We start from the raw sequence: 20,389 nt of genomic DNA, 5'->3' as shown, positions 1-20,389 counted from the left end.
CCAAATTTGGACAAACTATTTGTTTTTAATTAATTCCCGATATGACTTCGGAGACAACGTTGAATGTTTTTTAAAAAAACGGGAAAAATAGGTTACATCACTGAATCCCAGATAGTCGGAGATCTGACTTATGGTCATGCTGGTATATTGCAGGCTGCGCTTGGCTTCGAGCATCAACCGCTGATGCAAAACGTTTAATGCACTGCAATGATGAAATTCACGACATAACTGATTCAGATAATTGGCAGAGAGGCCGATTCGATGCGCATATTCTGTAAGGGGAAGATGCTCACGATAGTGGCTCTCAATCTGACGGGCAAAAAGACGGAGTGTGCTACGCCGACGCGCCAGAGTGTCATTCGATTGCGCAATGGGCCGACTCTGCCGACGAAGCCAGACCAGCAACGCACTCAGCAACGAAAACAACATCATTTCCCGCGCCTCGTTATCCGTCTGATACTCCTTCTGCAAGGCGGAAAAAAACGTGCGGATGTGACTGCGGGACTGAGCCACCGATATGCACTGCGGACTATTCAGCAAAGGCAGCAGCTGTGGAAACTGGGATTCCAGGCGGCCAATCAGCGGCAACGCCAGAGAGAGAACATAGCCCTGGGTTCCGGGGGAAAAGCGAAAACCGTGGACACAAAGCGCAGGAACGACCTGAATACAGGCATCGCGCCTCACCGTCGTCTGCCCCTCAATTTCAATCGTTGCTTCACCCCGATGCAAGTAGAGTAACTGGACGATCTCCGCATGCTGATGCACCCGAATATGCCATTCATACAAACTGCTACGCTGATGAATCGACTCGCAGTGCAGCAGATCGGGGGTTGGCCATCCCTGTTGTTCACCATACAGTTTAAAAACAGGAATAACGTCAGCCAGTTGCATCATTTTTCCTCATCATTTACCCACCGTTTCATAAGGCAGTCCGACGTAGTTCTCCGCAATCGTCGTCAGCCCAGCCCTCGAACCCAGATAGTACTGACGATCCGCCTCCTGCATCTTGCGATCAAAATCGCTCTTTTCCTGAAAATCATGCAGCAGGTGGGTCATAAACCAGCTGAATCGCTCTCCTTTCCACACCCGGTTAAGGGCCAACCGGGAATAGGTCGCCAGCAGATCGCTACGCCCGTGCTGATAGTACTGCGTCAAAATACGCCATAAATAATTCACGTCAGACGCGGCCAGATTCAGCCCCTTTGCACCGGTCGGCGGAACGATATGTGCCGCATCACCGACCAGAAAGAGCTTGCCGTACTGCATCGGTTCCACCACGTAGCTGCGTAATGGCGCGATACTCTTTTCAAGTGAGTGACCAGTCACTAACTTCGTGGCCAGTTCCTCAGGCAAACGCCGTTTCAGCTCGCCCCAGAAGCGCTCATCGCTCCAGGATTCCACCTGCTCGCTGAGCGGGACCTGCAAATAGTAGCGACTTCTGGTTAGTGAGCGCTGACTACAAAGTACAAATCCGCGCTCATGATGCGCATAAATCAACTCCGGATTGACCGGCGGCGTATCGGCAAGTAACCCCAGCCAGCCAAACGGCCAGATACTTTCGTACTCGCGGATGACATCTCGCGGAATACTTTGTCGCGAAATGCCGTGGAATCCATCACACCCGGCAATGAAATCACACTCAATGCGGCACTTCTCCCCCTCTTTCTCAAACGTGACTGAGGGGCGGTCACTTTTGGCATCGTGAATCTCAACCTGCTGGACGCCATAAATCGTAGGCGCGCCACAATCGCTACGCGCCTGCATCAGGTCCCGTGTGACTTCCGTCTGCCCGTAGACCATTACGCTTTTGCCGCCGGTTAATTCGCTCAGCGCGACGGGAATGCGTTTACCGTCAAAAATAAACTCAACGCCGTGATGCACCAGACCTTCGCTGTCCATACGCTGCGCCACGCCGGCCTCCCGCAAGAGCGAGACGGTTCCACTCTCGAGGATCCCTGCCCGGATGCGCCCCAACACATACTCTGGCGTCTGACGTTCAATGATGAGTGTGCGGATCCCCGCCTTATGCAGCAACTGACCTAACAGCAGCCCAGAAGGTCCTGCCCCAATAATTGCGACCTGAGTTTTCATTACATTCCCCACCTGCTTGGTTGATTATTTGTTTAATCAATGTTGAATAAAAGTTTCAAATTGCATTTTTGATAAGCAGGCACAGAAAAAGAAGGTCCAAATGCGGGCAAAAATTGCACTTTTCACCGATTTAGCAAAACTGTGGAGCAGTTCAAATTCTGGCCACCGCATGGCAGGTTCTTTTTTCAACAAAAAGATTGATCTCAGCCGGAGCCAAAAAATGCGCGCTTCGTGATACAAAGGAGTCTTTCGTCATTCGACAGTACGCAACACGTCTTTTCAGCCAGGGCGAGTCATGCAAGAAGAGCAGTCATTACAGCGAACGGTTACACGGTTATGCATTCAGTGTGGGCTTTTTTTACTGCAACACGGCGCGGAGAGCGCGTTGGTTGATGAACTTTCTACCCGACTTGGGCTGGCATTGGGGATGGACAGCGTCGAAAGCGCTATCTCCTCCAATGCTATCGTTCTGACCACCATTAAAGACGGGCAATGCCTGACCTCCACGCGAAAAAACCAGGATCGCGGCATTAATATGCATGTGGTCACGGAGGTTCAGCACATCGTCATTCTCGCCGAACACAAGCTGCTGGATTACAAAGGCGTAGAGAAGCGCTTCAGTCAGGTCAGACCCTTGCGCTATCCGCGCTGGCTGGTCGCGCTAATGGTCGGCCTCTCCTGTGCCTGCTTCTGTAAGCTGAATGATGGTGGTTGGGACGGCGCGGTGATTACCTTTTTTGCCAGTATGGTGGCGATGTATATTCGTCAGATCCTGGCACATCGCCATTTACATCCGCAGATCAACTTTTGCGTTACCGCATTTGTCGCGACCACCATTTCCGGTCTGATGCTGCATCTTCCTACCTTTAGCCAGACGCCCTCGGTGGCAATGGCCGCCAGCGTCTTGCTGCTGGTTCCCGGCTTTCCGCTGATCAATGCGGTGGCGGATATGTTTAAAGGACACATTAATACCGGTCTGGCGCGCTGGGCTATCGCCAGCCTGCTGACGCTCGCGACCTGCGTGGGCGTGGTCATGGCGCTGACACTTTGGGGGCTTCGCGGATGGGTATAATCGATTTCATTCTTGCGCTAATGCAGGACATGTTGCTTTCCGCGATCCCCGCCGTGGGGTTCGCGATGGTCTTTAACGTCCCGCACCGCGCGCTGCCCTGGTGTGCGCTGCTTGGCGCGCTCGGTCACGGTTCGCGGATGGTGATGATGACCGCCGGATTTAATATTGAATGGTCCACGTTTGTCGCCTCGCTGCTCGTCGGTAGCATTGGCATTCAATGGTCGCGCTGGTATCTGGCGCATCCCAAAGTGTTTACCGTTGCGGCGGTGATCCCGATGTTCCCTGGAATCTCAGCCTATACGGCGATGATCTCGGCGGTGAAAATCAGCCACTTCGGCTACAGCGAACCGTTGATGATTACGCTGTTGACCAATTTCCTGAAAGCCTCGTCGATTGTGGGCGCGCTTTCGATCGGACTCTCCGTGCCCGGCCTGTGGCTCTACCGGAAACGCCCACGCGTTTAATCGCCGCGGCAGGCGCATCCCTGCCGCTGCTCCTCATCGATGTGTTACTATAGAAGCAGTGTCCCTTCTCGGTTGCAGTCAGTCTTGAGAAACGTTATGTCATCCAGAATTTTGACCCCAGACGTCATTGGTATTGACGCCTTATTACACGATCATCAGACGGTGCTGGCGAAGTCAGAAGGCGGCGCGGTGGCGGTGTTTGCCAATAACGCCCCGGCCTTTTACGCGCTGACCCCCGCTCGTCTGGCACAACTGCTGGCGCTCGAAGAAAAGCTCGCCCGACCGGGGAGCGATGTGACGCTGGATGCACAGTTTTATGAAGAACCGCAGCCTGTACCGGTCGCCGTACCGCTGGGGAAATTCGCCATGTACCCCGACTGGCAGCCGGATGACGACTTTCAGCGTCAGGCCGCGCTGTGGGGCGTGGCGTTAAGAGAACCGGTCACCGCCGAAGAACTGGCCTCATTCGTGGCTTACTGGCAAGCGGAAGGCAAAGTTTTTCATCACGTGCAATGGCAGCAAAAACTGGCACGCAGCGTCCAGATCGGTCGCGCGAGCAATGGTGGCCTGCCAAAGCGCGATGTGAACACGGTCAGCGAACCAGATAATCAAATTCCACCGGGTTTTAGAGGTTAACCATGAAAAACGTTGGCGATCTGATGAAACGTCTGCAAAAAATGATGCCAGCCCATATCGAACCCGCGTTCAAAACGGGTGAAGAGCTACTGGCATGGCAGAAGGAGCAAGGTGAAATTCGCGCCGCCGCGCTGGCTCGCGAAAATCGGGCGATGAAAATGCAGCGCACCTTTAACCGTTCCGGCATTCGTCCGTTGCACCAGAACTGCTCGTTCGATAACTATCATGTTGAATGCGAAGGTCAGATGAATGCGCTGAGCAAAGCGCGCCAGTATGTGGAAGAGTTTGATGGCAACATCGCCAGTTTTATCTTCTCCGGCAAACCGGGGACGGGGAAAAACCATCTCGCTGCGGCAATCTGTAACGAACTGCTGCTGCGCGGAAAGTCGGTGCTGATTATCACCGTGGCAGACATCATGTCGGCGATGAAAGAGACGTTCAGCAATCGCCAGACCAGCGAAGAACAGTTGCTGAACGATCTCAGCAATGTTGATCTACTGGTCATTGATGAGATCGGCGTACAAACCGAATCACGCTATGAAAAAGTGATCATCAACCAGATCGTCGATCGTCGTTCCTCTTCAAAGCGCCCAACCGGCATGCTCACCAACAGTAATATGGAAGAAATGACCAAGCTGCTGGGTGAACGCGTGATGGATCGCATGCGACTGGGCAACAGCCTGTGGGTGATCTTCAACTGGGACAGTTTCCGCAGTCGGGTAACCGGCAAAGAGTATTAAGACCATTCTTAGACTGAGCGGCGCTATACTTCGACGAAGGTCTATACACGAGTAATCATAATGAAAACGACAAAACGTTTGCTGTGCTGCGCGATAGCGGCCAGCGCCTGCTTCGCAGCCAATACTTTCGCCGCCTCCTGGCAAGACTCGCTCTCCAGCGCCGCCAGCGAACTGAGCAAGCAGAGTACCACCTCATCGCAAAGCGGCACGTCGCTCTCTTCCCTGACCAGCCTGCTGAATGGCGGCAACCAGGCACTGAGTGCAAACAATATGAATAACGCAGCCGGGATTTTACAGTACTGCGCGAAGCAGAAGCTGGCTTCCGTTACCGATGCGGAAAATGTGAAAAATCAGGTACTGGATAAACTGGGTCTCGGCGCAACCGAGCAAAAACAGGACACCAACTATCTGGACGGTATTCAGGGTCTGCTCAATACCAAAGATGGTCAGCAGCTTAACCTGAACAACATCGGCAGCACGCCGCTCGCAGAAAAAGTGAAAACCAAAGCCTGCGACCTGGTGCTCAAACAGGGTATGAGCTTTATTTCCTGATTCCCGACGCCGCGTTTTGGCCGTTTTTCGCCAGACGCGGCGCTTCTCGTCCCTTTTCGCCCTTCTCTTTTGCCCACCTCAGGAACAACGGGAGGTGACGGCGATCAAAAAAGTCCCGATCTAAACCAATTCTGAATAACAACGTAATTAAATGTCACTAGAATTGCAGCTAAGTGACAACCCCATTACATTGTACTTTCTGTAAACGCTGAACTGCCAGTCGAACACCTGGTTTAGAGCCTTATCGCAAGGCTATTTGTGAGGATCGTCCGTTGTCTGAGTTACTCTCCATCGCGCTGTTTCTTGCCTCTGTACTGATTTATGCCTGGAAAGCGGGTCGCAACACCTGGTGGTTTATCGCCACCCTGACGGTGCTGGGACTTTTTGTGGTTCTGAATATCACGCTATTTGCCAGCGACTATTTCACAGGTGATGGCATTAACGATGCAGTACTCTACACGTTGACGAACAGTCTGACGGGGGCCGGTGTCGGCAAATACATTTTGCCGGGCATTGGCATTGCGCTGGCGCTCGTGGCTGTGTTTGGCACGCTGGGCTGGGTGCTGCGTCGTCGCCGTCATCATCCTCACCATTTTGGTTACAGCCTGCTGGCACTACTGTTGGCGCTGGGTTCCGTCGATGCCAGCCCGGCATTTCGTCAGATCAGCGAGCTGGTCAAATCTCAGACCCGCGACGGCGATCCCGATTTCGCGGCCTACTATAAAGAACCGGCGAAAAGCATACCCAACCCGAAGCTGAATCTGGTGTACATCTACGGTGAAAGCCTGGAGCGAACCTATTTCGACAATGAGGCCTTCCCGGAACTCACTCCGGAACTCGGCGCGTTGAAAAACGAAGGTATGGATTTTAGCCATACCCAGCAGTTACCGGGAACAGACTACACCATCGCCGGGATGGTCGCCTCCCAGTGTGGCATCCCCCTGTTCGCACCGTTTGAAGGCAATGCGTCAGCATCGGTCTCCAGCTTCTTCCCGCAGAATCTCTGTCTTGGGGATATCCTGAAAAACTCCGGCTACCAGAACCACTTTGTGCAGGGCGCAAACCTGCGTTTTGCCGGGAAAGACGTGTTCCTGAAGTCCCACGGCTTCGATTATCTGTATGGCGCCGAAGAGCTAAAAAGCGTCGTCGCCGATCCAACTTACCGTAACGATTGGGGTTTCTATGACGATACGGTACTGGATGAAGCGTGGAAGAAGTTCGAAGCACTCTCTCGCTCCGGCCAGCGTTTTTCGTTGTTTACCCTGACGGTCGATACCCATCATCCGGATGGTTTTATCTCGCGCGCCTGTCAGCGCAAACGCTATGATTTCGACGGTAAACCCAATCAGTCTTTTAGCGCCGTCAGCTGTAGCCAGGAAAACATCGCGGCGTTTATCAATAAAATCAAAGCCTCACCGTGGTTTAAAGATACCGTCATTGTGGTCTCTTCAGACCATCTGGCGATGAACAACAGCGCATGGAAATACCTGAACAAACAGGATCGTAACAACCTGTTCTTCGTGATCCGTGGCGACAAGCCTCAGCAGGAGACGCTGGCGGTCAAACGTAACACCATGGATAACGGCGCGACGGTACTGGATATTCTCGGCGGCGATAACTATATCGGCCTGGGACGCAGCAGCCTGTCGGGTCAGTCGATGTCGGAAGTGTTCCTCAACAGTAAAGAAAAGGTCCTCGCTATGAAGCCGGACATTATTCGCCTGTGGAACTTCCCGAAAGAGATGAAAGACTTCACCGTCGACCGGGATAAAAATATGATCGCCTTCTCCGGCAGCCATTTCCGTCTGCCGCTGCTGTTGAGGATATCGGATAAGCGCGTCGAACCCCTCCCGGAAAGCGAATACTCCGCCCCGCTGCGCTTCCAGCTTGCCGATTTTGCCCCTCGCGATAACTTCGTCTGGGTCGATCGCTGCTACAAAATGGGCCAGTTATGGTCACCGGCGCTGGCGCTCTCAACCGACTGGTGCGTCTCGCAGGGCCAGCTTGGCGGAGAACAAATCGTTCAGCATGTTGATAAAGCGCAGTGGAAAGGTAAAACGGCCTTTAAAGACACGGTGATCGACATGGAGCGTTATAAAGGCAACGTCGATACCCTGAAAATCGTCGACAACGACATCCGCTATAAAGCCGACAGTTTTGTCTTCAACGTGGCGGGCGCGCCGGAAGAGGTGAAGCAGTTCAGCGGGATTTCTCGTCCGGAATCCTGGGGACGCTGGTCCAACGCGCAGCTGGCGGAAGAAGTGAAGATCGAGTACAAACAGCCGCTGCCGAAAAAATTCGACATGGTGATCACTGCGAAAGCCTTTGGCGACAATGCCAATCGCCCGATTCCGGTGCGTGTAGGCCAGGAAGAGCAGACGCTGGTGTTAAGTCACGATGTCACCACCACCACGCTGCATTTCGACAACCCGACGGATGCGGATACGCTGGTGATTGTCCCGCCCGATCCGGTCCCGACCAACGAAGGCAACATCCTCGGCCACTCGCCGCGTAAGCTGGGGATCGGGATGGTTGAAATCAAAGTGGTCAGCGCCCAGGGCTGACCACCGGTGATAAAAAAAACAGCGCCCAACACAACCCCGGGCGCTGCATGGCAATCGTCAGAACGTAATCACCCCTTTGATTAGCGTCCGGTTATTAATCACATCGCGTTCGAAGACCTCCGCTAGTTGGCTAAACGGATAGCGATGCGTAAGCATCATTTCAGCGTTCAGTTTGCCTTCCGCCATCAGCCGTCCCACCTTCGCAAAATCCTCCGGCGTGGCGTTACGACTGCCCATCATAGTGGTCTCTTTCTTGTGAAATTCCGGGTCAGAGAACTGCAAGTCGCCTTTGAACAGCCCGACAAAAACAATGGTGCCGCCGTGGCGGATCAGGTTAACGGTATTGTTCATGGCATGCTGGTTACCCGTCGCATCGAGCACCTTCTGCGCCAGCGAACCGCCAAATTGCGAACGTAGCTGAGCCTCAAAATCGTCCGCAGAGGGATCCACCACCGGCAGGCCGAGGCGGGAAGTCACGTGTTCGCGACGAGCGATACTGGTATCGGCCACCACCACCTGTGCCCCATCAGCCCTCGCAATCGCTGCCGCCCCGATCCCAATCGGCCCGGCCCCAACGACCAGCACCTGATCACCCGGTGCGATCGCTGCCCGACGCACCGCATGCGCGCTGATCGCGTAAGGCTCGATCAAGGCTGCCGCGTGAGGATCAATCCCCTCCGCCTGCAACAGATTGGTCACCGGAACGCTGAGATACTCGCTAAAACCCCCATCCTGATGCACGCCGATCACGGAGATCTTCTCACAGCAGTTCGTCCGTCCCCCCAGACACGCCGGACACTGCTGGCACGCAACGTAGGGAATTACCGCCACCTGCTGACCCACCTTAAATTGCGTTACCTTCTTGCCGAGCGTCACAATATCCCCACATATTTCATGGCCTAATACGCGTGGATAACTGAAAAAAGGTTGATTGCCTCCCCAGGCATGAATATCGGTTCCACATATACCGACAGACTTAATTTTAATTAATGCTTCATGTTTATCCGGAATCGGAATGTCGCGTTTCTCATGAATTAATTTCCTGGGTTCCTGGCAAATCAACATATTCATTGTGGACATCGTTATGCGCTCCTGTTTCTTTGTTGCTTCAGATATTGATGAAAATAGAAATAGCCGCGTAACGAGAAAGCTAATTTGTGAAACCCTGCGCATTAAAATGTTTTAAATCGGGTTTTAATGCAGGCAAAAGGAGATCCCGATGAGCCGTTCGCAAAATTTACGTCACAATGTCATTAACCAGGTGATCGATGATATGGCGCGCGGTCATCTTCCTTCCCCGCTGCCGTCGCAAAGCGCATTAGCCGAGATGTACAACATCAGTCGCACCACGGTGCGGCACATGCTCAATCACCTCAGCGAGTGCGGCGTATTGACCCTGGTCGGCAACGACCATGTCATTACCCGTAGCCCTGAACATGATGATGGTTTTGCCTGTACTACTGCCTCCATGGCGGAGCAAAATCGTATTTTTGAGCAGGCGTTTTATACGATGATTAACCAGCGCCAGCTTCGTGCTGGCGAGACATTTTCTGAACTTCAACTGGCCCGGATGGCGGGCGTCAGCCCGGTAGTGGTGCGAGAATACCTTTTAAAATTTGGGCGTTACAATCTCATCCAGAGTGAAAAGCGCGGCCAGTGGAGCATGAAAAAGTTCGATCAATCCTATGCCGAACAGCTTTTTGAGCTGCGCGAGATGCTGGAAACCCATGCGCTACAACACTTTCTCAATTTGCCGGATGACGATCCGCGCTGGCTGCAGGCAAAAATGTTGCTTGAACGCCACCGTCTGCTGCGCGACAGCGTCGGTAGCAACTTCCGCATGTTCTCCCTGTTAGACCGTGATTTTCACGCGCTGCTGCTCTCTGCCGCCGACAATATATTTTTTAATCAGTCGCTTGAAATCATCTCCGTGATCTTCCATTTCCATTACCAATGGGATGAACGCGATCTTAAACAACGCAATATCATCGCCATTGATGAGCACATGACCATCCTCAGCGCGCTGATTTGCCGCAGCGATCTCGATGCGGTTCTTGCGCTGCGAAACCACCTGAATACGGCGAAACAATCGATGATTCACTCCATCCGACAAGAAAATGAATGAATTAAAAACACATTAAAAACAACAAACCTTTAGCAAGAGCACGATTTCATACAACGCATACAGCACCATGATGACTTTCTGCTTACTTTCTGATTAGGCAGGATTCACTATGAATTTTTCCGCCAGTACAAATGTTGGTTTTATTCGTTGATCCCTGGGAGCAAGTAGAAAATGAACAAGATAATAGCCGTGCTGATTACTGTTTGTACTTTTTTTCTGCCATTCACCATTCAGGCTAAACCGCTTTCTATTAAAGTCGCATATGAGAATAATCCAGGCGAGCCATTAGATGTGGTGATGCGCTACTGGGCTGAGATTCTGAATAAAAAGAGTGATGGAGAAATAACGCTGGTTCTCTATCCCAGCTCACAGCTAGGGTCAAAACAAGATGTGACTGAACAAGCCATGATGGGAATGAACGTCATCACGCTCACCGATGTGGCTTTCCTCGCCGATTACGAACCTGATTTAGGTATTTTGTTTGGACCTTATCTGACCGATGACCCGCAGAAACTCTTCAAAATTTATGAGAGCGACTGGTTTCGTCAAAAAAATGAAGACCTGAAGAAAAAAGGAATTCATGTGGTGATGAACAATTATCTGTATGGCACCCGTCAGATTATTTCTAAAAAACCGATTCGCAAAGTGGAAGATCTTGCGGGAATGAAGATCCGCGTACCGAATAACGTGATGCAAATTAAAGCCATTCAGGCAATGGGTGCCACACCAACCCCAATGCCGCTGGGTGAGGTTTACCCTGCGCTGACTCAGGGCGTTATTGATGGCGTCGAAAACCCAATTTCGGTTCTGCAAGGGCAAAAACTGTTTGAGCAGGCGAAATATCTGTCGATGGTAAATTACCTGACCAACACCTCGGTATGGATTGGCGGCGAAGCCTTTTTCAGTACGCTCTCTCCTGAGCAACTGGAATTGATTCATTCAACGGGTTATGAAGCAGGCCTTTACAGCCAGAAATTAACGATTGAACGCGACGCCGAAATGCTGAAGAGCATGGAAGCGGAAGGCGTTGAAGTTATTTATCCGGATACCGAAGCATTCCGCCAGAAAGCACGCGAAGTTTACTCGCAATTCCCGGAGTGGACACCGGGCTTGTATGAAACCATTCAACAGCAACTGCAATAAATACAGGCACAGAGCGCCCAACGCCTTTTCCTCTCAAGGCCAGGGCGACTCTCTGAAGGAGGATTAATGCGTTTCTTTGGCAAGCTTGTAGAACTGAGCGCAGCACTGGCACTGTTTATCCTGGTGATAATGACCATTGCAGCTGTATTCATGCGCTATTTTGTAGGACAGCCCATTCAATGGACTGAGGAAATGTCCGGACTGCTGATGATTTGGGTTGTGATGTTGGGCGGAGTGGTGGCTGAACGCGATCGGGCGCATCTGACTATTCCTTTTGTCGTCGATATGTTTCCACATAAAGTCAAACGCATTATTGCCACGCTGGTTGCCCTGCTTTCCATTGGGTTGCTGGTTTATATGGCCTGGCTGGGTTACCGACTGGCGGAAATGGCGCAGTATAAGGTCACGCAAATATTGAAAGTTTCCTGGTTCTGGATTGATATCGCTGTTCCCGTCGGTACTCTGGCAACGGCAATTTATACGCTCTACTGGTTAATTAACGACGTTAAACAGGTAGATGTCGGCGAGGAAAAACAATGAGCTGGTTATTGATTATTCCACTAATGATCGTGTGCTTATTTCTGAATATTCGTGTGTATCTGGCAATGTTTATCGGCATTATTGCCTATTTCCTCTTTTTTTCCACGGTTCCGATTGAAATTGCTGTTCAGCGGTTAATTGCGCCAACCCAGAGCCCATCATTGCTGGCGATACCTTTCTTTATTCTGTTGGGTACGCTGATGAGTTATACCGGTATTGCAGAACGTATTCTGCAAGTGGCGAATATTCTGGTGGGTAAAATGCGGGGCGGACTCGGTGTCGCCAATATTCTGGTCAGTACAATGATGGGAGGGGTCAGCGCCTCAAACCTGGCCGACGCGGCGATGCTGTCGCGCATGATGGTTCCTGAGATGGAGCGTAAAGGCTACAACCGTGCCTTCGCTGCTGCAATCACCGCCGGAGGGTCTCTCGTCACCCCAATCATCCCGCCGGGGATTGCCCTGATTATTTATGGCCTGGTGGCAGACGTCTCCATCGGAAAGATGTTCATGGCCGGTCTGATTCCGGGTCTGCTCTGTGCGGTGCTGTTAATGATTACGGTTTATCTGGTTGCCCGTAAAACGAACGCTAAGCCCTCACGCGACACCTGGCCTACCGGTAAGGAAGCGCTCTTTTCTATTGGACAGGCCTGGCCCGCGCTGTTTTTGATTTTTGCCGTCGTAGGAGGGATTCGCGCCAACATCTTCACTCCAACAGAAGCCGGCGCGGCTGCGGTACTCATTGTGTTGATCATCGGTTTCTTCATTTATCGTCAAATGACCCTTGGCCATGTCGTAAAAGCGCTGGGAGAAACGGCACGGGCAACGGCATCGGTCATGTTAGTCATCATGGCAAGTGCCGCACTCGGTTGGATCTTCTCAATGGAACATGCCGGCGTCGCGGTGGCGAACTTTGTCACGACGCTGACAGAAAACAAATACATGTTCCTGTTAATTATCAATATTCTTTTGCTGACACTGGGGATGTTTCTTGAAGGGAATGCCATTCTGCTGATTCTGGTTCCATTGCTTAAACCTGTCGTGGCGCATTTTGGTATCGACCCGGTACACTTCGGTATCATCATGATCTTCAACCTTTCTATCGGCGCCTTCACGCCGCCGGTTGGCACCGTCATGTTGCTGGTCTGCAATATTACTCAGGTTTCAGTCGGACAGTTTTTCCGTCAATCTCTGCCGTTGCTGGGGACTTTATTGTTCATGCTGTTGCTGGTGACCTACATACCGGCCATTTCGTTATTACTCGTTTAACCCGTTAACACCGTAAAGTCCCCGCTGCCGGGGACTTTTCCCTGTGGCGGGGCACAGCGTTATACTGCCCACACTGTCACCTTAATCCCGGTATCGTTATGCACATTACCTTTCGCCCAACCACACTGGCAGATGCTGCCGCCCTGCCCGCCATTGAACGCTCAGCAGGACAGCGCTTTTTAGACGTGCCGGAACTGGCATGGATCGCGGACGATCGCATTGTCAGCGTGGAACAGCATCGGGAATATGCCGGTAAGGGGATGAGTTGGCTGGCACAGGTTGACGACAAACCCGTTGGATTTCTGCTGGGTGAAGCAATGGAATCGTCCCTGTATATTGCCGAATTTTCGATGCATCTGGCGTGGCAGGGTAAAGGCATTGGCCGTCAGTTAGTAGACACAGTCGCGCAGTGGGCGCGCGAGCAGGGCTTTACCTCTCTGACGCTCACCACTTTTCGCCATGTCGACTGGAACGCGCCGCTGTATCAACATCTGGGATTTGAAATACTGGAAGATGACGCGTTGCCGACAGCATTGCGCCAGAAGCGAGAGGAAGAGACGGCGCATGGTATCGCGTTTGAATCACGTTGTGCCATGCGCCTGATGCTTAATTAAAACGTTTCCCAGTTATCCCCGGTCTCCGCCACAGCGGCTTTACGCGGTTGAACCGTCGTGGAAGCGGGCTTAACGCTGGCAACGTCACGCGCACGCCGCTGTTCCTGCTGGATGTGGAACACAGCAACGGCCTGAGTCAGACGACTGGCCTGCTCTTCCAGCGCGGCGGCAGCGGCGGCGGACTCTTCCACCAGCGAGGCGTTCTGCTGGGTGACGCGATCCATTTCCGCTACGGCCAGACCCACCTGGTCAATCCCACGACTTTGCTCATCGGAAGCCGACGCGATCTCGCCCATGATGTCGGTCACGCGGGTAACGGCATTCACGATCTCATCCATGGTTTCACCGGCGCTTTCTACCAGCGTAGAACCGACGTCAACACGACTGACGGAGTCTTCAATCAGGCTTTTGATCTCACGTGCTGCCTGCGCGCTGCGCTGCGCGAGGTTACGCACTTCACCAGCAACCACCGCAAAGCCACGCCCCTGCTCACCGGCACGCGCCGCTTCTACCGCCGCGTTCAGCGCCAGAATGTTGGTCTGGAAGGCAATGCCGTCGATCACGCTGATGATGTCAGCAATTTTCTGTGAACTGGAGGCGATATCACGCATGGTTTGCACCACGTTATCGACCACTTTCCCGCCTTTCTGCGCCGTTTCGGACGCGCTCAGCGCCAGATGGCTGGCCTGGCGGGCGTTTTCGGCGTTCTGCTTAACGGTGGCCGTCAGCTCTTCCATGCTCGCCGCTGTCTCTTCCAGAGACGCCGCCTGCTGCTCGGTACGGGAAGAGAGATCGTTGTTACCCATCGCGATTTCGCTGGCACCGCTGTAAATGGCGTTTGCGCCGTTACGCACGTCGCCCACGGTACGCACCAGCTCACCCTGCATGTGGCGCAGGCTTTCCGCCAGTTGGCCCATTTCATTGGTGCCTTCCACATCAATACGCTTCACCAGATCGCCGCTGGCAATATGACGAATGCTCGCGATCAGGCGATTCATCGGTGCTATCAGCGACAGCTTGATGCCAAACCAGACGGCAATAATGACCACCAGCACCGCCAACAACACGCTGACCAGAACCCACATCGCCTGGCTGTATGAGCGGTTGTTGTCCTCTACCGCCAGGTCATACAGGCGGTCGTTCTGTTGCAGATAGTTCACATACTGCTTCTCAAAACCGTCCTGATACCCCTGAGTGGGCTGATCGAAAAACTCGTTGATTTTCCCGGCACCCAGCAATTGGATCAGTTCAGCTAACGCGTTGTGATAAATGTCGTAATTGCGTTTGATCTCCGCCGATGCCGCTTCGCTTTGGCGCGGGTCGCGCGGCAGCGCTTCGTAGTCCGCCCAGTTTTTTTCCGCCTGTTTCAGGGAGACGCTGGCAATCTGCATCAGATCCGCAACGGTCGCACCGCTACCGATATTGCTCTGATCCATCATGTAGCGGATACCCGCACGGTTAAGGGTGTTACGCGTTTGCAACAGCGCCACCCAACTGCCATTCAGCGTGGACTGCTGCTGACGAATAGTTTGCAGAACGGTGAAGTTCTCTTTGTCATTTTTCAATGCATTAAAGAACAATCCGCCTGAAGTGAGTTGTAAAAGGCCAAATAAAACCAGAACCAACAGTAGGCTGGTCACAATCTTGATACGTTTTAACATGTTTTCTCTTTCCGCTAGACAGATACTCTGGTTTTCGGCCCGGAATGAGAAAACTTTATGTAATCGCAGGGGGTATCACAGGAAATTTGTTCAATTAACTGGCAAAAAATGCGATTACCCTCTACCCGAACGGGAATCAGGCGAGGATGCCTCGCCCATTCTGCCTTATCTCAGCGCGGAAATGTCCGCAAACAGAGAACGGGTAATCGTCACGCCTTCCTGCAGTGATTTCTCCCGCGAACTGAAGCGCCTTTCTCCCGGCAGTCGCGCCCCCTGCGCCTGCATCGCGGCAAACAGGGTTTCTGCCCGCTCCAGATGGAGGTGTGCCTCATCTCCGAGGAATCGGGACGGGTCAAACGCCAGAATCAACTCACCGCCGTACGGCAGACCGCCCGCCCCGTCATCCCAGGCCAGCGATTCCGCGCTGGTCATATCACCGATGAGCGGCCCTGCCAGCAGTTCAACCATTGCCGCAAACGCCGAGCCCTTGTGACCGCCAAAGGTCAGCATGGCACCGTTTAATACCGCCTGCGGATCGGTTGACGGTTGCCCCTCACTGTCGATGCCCCACCCTTCCGGGATCGCTTTTCCGGCTCGCTGATGCAACTGGATCTCGCCGCGCGCCGCCGCGCTGGTTGCCATATCAAAAATGTAAGGCGGTTTGCCTTTACGCGGCCAGCCAAAGGCGATGGGGTTCGTGCCAAACAGCGGGCGCGTACCGCCTGCCGGGGCGACCCAGGAGTGGCTTGGCGTACAGGCGTAGCCCACCAGTCCGGCGTCCGTCAGCGGTTCAATGTCCGCAAACAACGCGGAAAAGTGAACGCAGCGGTTGATTGCCAGCGCCGCAATGCCGCACGTGCTGGCTTTACTGATGAGCAACGGCAGCGCCTGTTCATAAGCCACCAGCGAAAACGCGCCGCCAGCGTCCGCTCTGACGATCGCGGGCGCCCGATCGGAAATCTGCGGACGTGCATCAGCGGAGACTTTTCCTTTACGCAGAGTCTCGACGATCCCCAACAATCGCCATAACCCGTGAGACGCGCAGCCATCACGCTCGCCTGCCGTCACGTTACGCGCGATGGCATCCGCATGTTCCGCGCTAAAGCCGTTGGTGCTCAGCACCTCACGCGCCAGCGTGTAAGCCTCAGATAGTGTGAGGTTTACTGTTTCCATGTTGTTCTCCTTATGATGTTGTCGGCAATAAGCGTAGTCGGTATTCGCCAGTCGTTGGTGGATTTTTCTTTGTGATCTCAGTCACATAATATCCGTCGTTCAGCGATCCTCTTTACCGCTTACTGACACTTCTGACCGCTTAACTCACCATTTGACCGCTCACTTATTTACCGTACTTTACGCGCGCGACTCTCTGGCAAGATCGTCACCAGCATAGCAGTCCAATTACCTCTTCAAACGCAACCCAAACCAAACGGCTTCGGCCAATTATTAATCTTATAAAACCAGGTTTTACTATGGATACGAAAAAGATATTCAAGCACATACCCTGGGTGATCCTCGGGATCATCGGGGCATTCTGCCTCTCGGTTGTCGCCTTACGCCGGGGTGAACACGTCAGCGCCCTGTGGATCGTGGTCGCTTCCGTGTCGGTATATCTGGTGGCTTACCGCTACTACAGTCTGTACATCGCCCAGAAGGTGATGAAGCTCGACCCTACACGTTCGACACCTGCGGTCATCAATAACGATGGCCTGAACTACGTTCCAACCAACCGCTATGTCCTGTTCGGACACCACTTTGCCGCCATCGCTGGCGCAGGTCCGCTGGTCGGTCCGGTTCTGGCCGCGCAGATGGGCTACCTGCCAGGTACCCTGTGGCTGCTGGCGGGCGTTGTGCTGGCGGGTGCGGTTCAGGACTTCATGGTGCTGTTTATCTCTTCTCGCCGTAACGGCGCGTCGCTTGGCGAGATGATTAAAGAAGAGATGGGCTCCGTGCCGGGGACGATTGCGCTGTTTGGCTGCTTCTTAATTATGATCATCATCCTTGCGGTACTGGCGCTGATCGTCGTAAAAGCGCTGGCCGAAAGTCCGTGGGGGGTCTTCACCGTTTGCTCCACCGTGCCTATCGCGCTGTTCATGGGGATCTACATGCGCTTCCTGCGTCCGGGGCGTGTAGGTGAAGTGTCGGTGATTGGTATTGTTCTGCTGGTAGCATCTATTTACTTCGGTGGCGTGATTGCTCACGACCCGTACTGGGGTCCGGCGCTGACCTTTAAAGACACCACCATTACCTTTGCACTGATCGGCTATGCGTTTGTGTCTGCACTGCTGCCGGTATGGCTGATCCTCGCCCCGCGCGACTATCTGGCCACCTTCCTGAAAATCGGCGTTATCGTCGGCCTGGCGCTGGGTATTGTGATCCTCAACCCTGAGCTGAAAATGCCGGCCATGACGCAGTACATTGACGGTACCGGTCCGCTGTGGAAAGGGGCACTGTTCCCGTTCCTGTTCATTACCATCGCCTGTGGCGCTGTCTCTGGCTTCCACGCGCTGATCTCTTCCGGTACCACCCCGAAACTGCTGGCCTGTGAAACTGACGCCCGCTTCATCGGTTACGGTGCGATGCTGATGGAATCCTTCGTGGCGATTATGGCGCTGGTTGCAGCTTCCATTATCGAACCGGGTCTCTACTTTGCGATGAACACCCCACCGGCAGGCCTGGGCATTACGATGCCGAACCTGCATGAAATGGGGGGTGAGAACGCGCCGCTGATTATGGCGCAGTTGAAAGACGTGACCGCGCATGCGGCGGCAACCGTCAGCTCATGGGGCTTCGTGATTTCGCCTGAGCAGATCCTGCAAACCGCGAAAGACATCGGCGAACCGTCCGTTCTGAACCGTGCCGGTGGTGCACCGACGCTGGCGGTTGGTATCGCGCACGTATTCCACAAAGTACTGCCGATGGCTGACATGGGCTTCTGGTACCACTTCGGTATTCTGTTTGAAGCGCTGTTCATCCTGACCGCACTGGATGCGGGTACGCGTTCCGGTCGATTCATGCTGCAAGACCTGTTGGGTAACTTCGTACCGTTCCTGAAGAAAACCGACTCTCTGGTTGCCGGTATCATTGGTACGGCGGGTTGTGTGGGCCTGTGGGGCTACCTGCTGTATCAGGGCGTGGTCGATCCGCTGGGCGGCGTTAAGAGCCTGTGGCCGCTGTTCGGTATCTCTAACCAGATGCTGGCAGCCGTGGCGCTGGTTCTGGGTACCGTGGTACTGATTAAAATGCAGCGCACCAAATACATCTGGGTGACCGTTATCCCGGCTGTGTGGCTGCTGATCTGCACCACCTGGGCGCTGGGTCTGAAACTGTTCAGCACCAACCCGCAGATGGAAGGCTTCTTCTACATGGCTAACCAGTACAAAGAGAAGATTGCCAACGGCGGCGAACTGACCGCTCAGCAGATTGCCAACATGAATCACATCGTTGTGAACAACTACACTAACGCAGGCCTGAGTATTCTGTTCCTGGTGGTGGTGTACAGCATCATCTTCTACGGTTTCAAAACCTGGATGAATGTGCGCAACGTGGACAAACGTACCGATAAAGAAACCCCGTACGTTCCGATTCCTGAAGGCGGCGTGAAAACCTCTTCACATCACTAAGCTGATGCCGGGTAACGTTTCGCTTACCCGGCCTACAGAATGCTGTAAGCGTAGGCCGGATAAGGCGAAAGCCGCCATCCGGCTTTAATCATTCACGAGGCGGCACAATGTTTGGTAACTTAGGTCAGGCAAAAAAATATCTCGGCCAGGCGGCAAAGATGTTGATTGGTATTCCAGACTACGACAACTACGTCGAGCATATGCAAACCAACCATCCGGACAAGCCGTACATGAGCTATGAAGAATTCTTCCGCGAGCGCCAGCAGGCGCGCTACGGCGGCGACGGTAAAGGCGGCATGCGCTGCTGTTAGAAGGAGAAGTGAATGACCCCGATTGCAGTCACCCTACTCACCGGTTTTCTTGGCGCGGGTAAAACCACTCTGCTGCGCCACATCCTCAACGAAGAACACGGCTATAAGATTGCCGTTATCGAAAACGAATTCGGCGAAGTGTCCGTTGACGATCAGCTGATTGGCGATCGCGCCACGCAGATCAAAACCCTGACCAACGGCTGCATCTGCTGTACGCGTTCGAACGAACTGGAGGACGCGCTGTTAGACCTTCTCGACAACCTCGATAAGGGTAATATCAGCTTCGATCGTCTGGTGATTGAATGCACCGGCATGGCCGATCCCGGCCCGATTATTCAGACCTTTTTCTCGCACGAGATCCTTTGCCAGCGCTATCTGTTGGACGGCGTTATTGCGCTGGTCGATGCGGTCCATGCCGACGATCAGATGAACCAGTTCACGATTGCCCAGTCGCAGGTTGGCTACGCCGATCGCATCCTGCTGACCAAAACCGATGTCGCAGGCGAAAGCGAGAAACTGCGCGAACGTCTGGCGCGTATCAACGCCCGCGCGCCAGTTTATACCGTGACACATGGCGATATCGATCTCTCCCTGCTGTTCGACACCAACGGCTTTATGCTGGAAGAGAACGTCGTTAGCGCTAAACCGCGCTTCCACTTCATTGCCGACAAGCAGAACGATATCTCTTCTATTGTGGTGGAACTGGATTACCCGGTGGATATCAGCGACGTCTCCCGCGTGATGGAAAACCTGCTGCTGGAGTCCGCAGAAAAACTGCTGCGTTACAAAGGGATGCTGTGGATTGAAGGCGAACCGAACCGTCTGCTGTTCCAGGGCGTGCAACGCCTGTACAGCGCCGACTGGGATCGCCCGTGGGGCGATGAACCGCCGCACAGCACGCTTGTGTTTATCGGCATTCAGTTGCCGGAAGAAGAGATCAGAACCGCGTTTGCGGGGCTTAAGAAGTCGTGATTCCCGTGCCCGATGG

At 53.5% G+C, this 20,389-nt stretch carries 19 protein-coding genes; 14 read left to right on the top strand and 5 right to left on the bottom strand.

Going from position 1 to position 20,389, the window contains the following annotated elements; translation table 11 throughout:
- Nucleotides 1-15 precede the first annotated feature (15 nt).
- Nucleotides 16-891: a helix-turn-helix domain-containing protein gene (locus tag GBC03_08525; protein ID QFS73952.1), complete on the bottom strand. Its 876-nt coding sequence runs from the start codon at nt 889-891 to the stop codon at nt 16-18.
- Nucleotides 892-903: 12 nt separating this feature from the next.
- Nucleotides 904-2,091 carry a 4-hydroxybenzoate 3-monooxygenase gene (gene pobA / locus GBC03_08520; GenBank protein QFS70249.1) on the bottom strand — a complete coding sequence of 396 codons (1,188 nt, stop codon included), beginning with the start codon at nt 2,089-2,091 and terminating at the stop codon, nt 904-906.
- Nucleotides 2,092-2,386: 295 nt separating this feature from the next.
- Between pobA and GBC03_08515 the strand changes: the two genes are divergently transcribed.
- The 6 genes from GBC03_08515 to opgB all read left to right on the top strand — a co-directional run bounded on the left by GBC03_08515 (nt 2,387) and on the right by opgB (nt 8,119).
- A complete protein-coding gene (locus tag GBC03_08515) occupies nt 2,387-3,163 on the top strand; it encodes a hypothetical protein (protein QFS70248.1) in 777 nt (258 codons plus the stop codon).
- The gene (locus tag GBC03_08510; protein QFS70247.1) at nt 3,154-3,627 is read left to right on the top strand and encodes a threonine/serine exporter; all 474 of its coding nucleotides are present in this window, start codon (nt 3,154-3,156) and stop codon (nt 3,625-3,627) included. The genes GBC03_08515 and GBC03_08510 overlap by 10 nt, the downstream gene beginning before the upstream one ends.
- Before the next feature lie 96 nt (nt 3,628-3,723).
- Nucleotides 3,724-4,263, top strand: a complete 540-nt coding sequence (dnaT, locus tag GBC03_08505) for a primosomal protein DnaT (GenBank protein QFS70246.1) — start codon at nt 3,724-3,726, stop codon at nt 4,261-4,263.
- Between the two features lie 2 nt (nt 4,264-4,265).
- Nucleotides 4,266-5,003, top strand: coding sequence for a DNA replication protein DnaC (dnaC, locus tag GBC03_08500; protein ID QFS70245.1), 738 nt, complete (start codon nt 4,266-4,268; stop codon nt 5,001-5,003).
- A gap of 57 nt (nt 5,004-5,060) precedes the next feature.
- Nucleotides 5,061-5,555 (top strand): DUF2501 domain-containing protein, encoded by a 495-nt coding sequence (locus tag GBC03_08495; GenBank protein QFS70244.1) that lies wholly within the window; start codon nt 5,061-5,063, stop codon nt 5,553-5,555.
- A gap of 272 nt (nt 5,556-5,827) precedes the next feature.
- Nucleotides 5,828-8,119, top strand: coding sequence for a phosphatidylglycerol--membrane-oligosaccharide glycerophosphotransferase (opgB, locus tag GBC03_08490; protein ID QFS70243.1), 2,292 nt, complete (start codon nt 5,828-5,830; stop codon nt 8,117-8,119).
- A gap of 57 nt (nt 8,120-8,176) precedes the next feature.
- Here the strand turns inward: opgB and GBC03_08485 are convergent, their stop codons facing one another.
- Entirely contained in the window at nt 8,177-9,199 is a 1,023-nt protein-coding gene (locus GBC03_08485) for an alcohol dehydrogenase catalytic domain-containing protein (GenBank protein ID QFS70242.1), read from the bottom strand.
- Between the two features lie 139 nt (nt 9,200-9,338).
- Here GBC03_08485 and GBC03_08480 point away from each other — a divergent pair, with 139 nt between their 5' ends.
- The 5 genes from GBC03_08480 to GBC03_08460 all read left to right on the top strand — a co-directional run bounded on the left by GBC03_08480 (nt 9,339) and on the right by GBC03_08460 (nt 13,809).
- A complete protein-coding gene (locus GBC03_08480) occupies nt 9,339-10,244 on the top strand; it encodes a GntR family transcriptional regulator (protein QFS70241.1) in 906 nt (301 codons plus the stop codon).
- 171 nt (nt 10,245-10,415) lie between these two features.
- Entirely contained in the window at nt 10,416-11,387 is a 972-nt protein-coding gene (locus tag GBC03_08475) for a C4-dicarboxylate ABC transporter (GenBank protein QFS70240.1), read from the top strand.
- Nucleotides 11,388-11,453: 66 nt separating this feature from the next.
- Nucleotides 11,454-11,927 (top strand): TRAP transporter small permease subunit, encoded by a 474-nt coding sequence (locus GBC03_08470; GenBank protein QFS70239.1) that lies wholly within the window; start codon nt 11,454-11,456, stop codon nt 11,925-11,927.
- Entirely contained in the window at nt 11,924-13,195 is a 1,272-nt protein-coding gene (locus tag GBC03_08465) for a TRAP transporter large permease subunit (GenBank protein ID QFS70238.1), read from the top strand. Before GBC03_08470 ends, GBC03_08465 begins: the two co-directional genes overlap by 4 nt.
- 98 nt (nt 13,196-13,293) lie before the next feature.
- Nucleotides 13,294-13,809, top strand: a complete 516-nt coding sequence (locus GBC03_08460; GenBank protein QFS70237.1) for a GNAT family N-acetyltransferase — start codon at nt 13,294-13,296, stop codon at nt 13,807-13,809.
- On the opposite strand, the gene GBC03_08455 is transcribed toward GBC03_08460, so the two are convergent.
- A complete protein-coding gene (locus GBC03_08455; GenBank protein QFS70236.1) occupies nt 13,806-15,470 on the bottom strand; it encodes a methyl-accepting chemotaxis protein in 1,665 nt (554 codons plus the stop codon). The genes GBC03_08460 and GBC03_08455 overlap by 4 nt on opposite strands.
- Before the next feature lie 165 nt (nt 15,471-15,635).
- Nucleotides 15,636-16,643 (bottom strand): oxidoreductase, encoded by a 1,008-nt coding sequence (locus GBC03_08450; GenBank protein ID QFS70235.1) that lies wholly within the window; start codon nt 16,641-16,643, stop codon nt 15,636-15,638.
- A 296-nt stretch (nt 16,644-16,939) separates the two neighbouring features.
- Between GBC03_08450 and btsT the strand changes: the two genes are divergently transcribed.
- The 3 genes from btsT to GBC03_08435 all read left to right on the top strand — a co-directional run bounded on the left by btsT (nt 16,940) and on the right by GBC03_08435 (nt 20,373).
- Nucleotides 16,940-19,090 carry a pyruvate/proton symporter BtsT gene (gene btsT / locus GBC03_08445; GenBank protein ID QFS70234.1) on the top strand — a complete coding sequence of 717 codons (2,151 nt, stop codon included), beginning with the start codon at nt 16,940-16,942 and terminating at the stop codon, nt 19,088-19,090.
- 107 nt (nt 19,091-19,197) lie between these two features.
- Nucleotides 19,198-19,401 (top strand): putative selenoprotein, encoded by a 204-nt coding sequence (locus GBC03_08440; GenBank protein QFS70233.1) that lies wholly within the window; start codon nt 19,198-19,200, stop codon nt 19,399-19,401.
- A 12-nt stretch (nt 19,402-19,413) separates the two neighbouring features.
- On the top strand, nt 19,414-20,373 hold the full coding sequence (locus tag GBC03_08435; GenBank protein QFS70232.1) for a GTPase: 960 nt from the start codon (nt 19,414-19,416) through the stop codon (nt 20,371-20,373).
- Nucleotides 20,374-20,389: the final 16 nt, after the last annotated feature.

It is taken from the genome of Citrobacter telavivensis, from assembly GCA_009363175.1.
Classification (GTDB): Bacteria; Pseudomonadota; Gammaproteobacteria; order Enterobacterales; family Enterobacteriaceae; genus Citrobacter_A; species Citrobacter_A telavivensis.
Note: the sequence above shows the minus strand (reverse complement) of the source record. Positions and strands in the feature narration are given on the sequence as shown.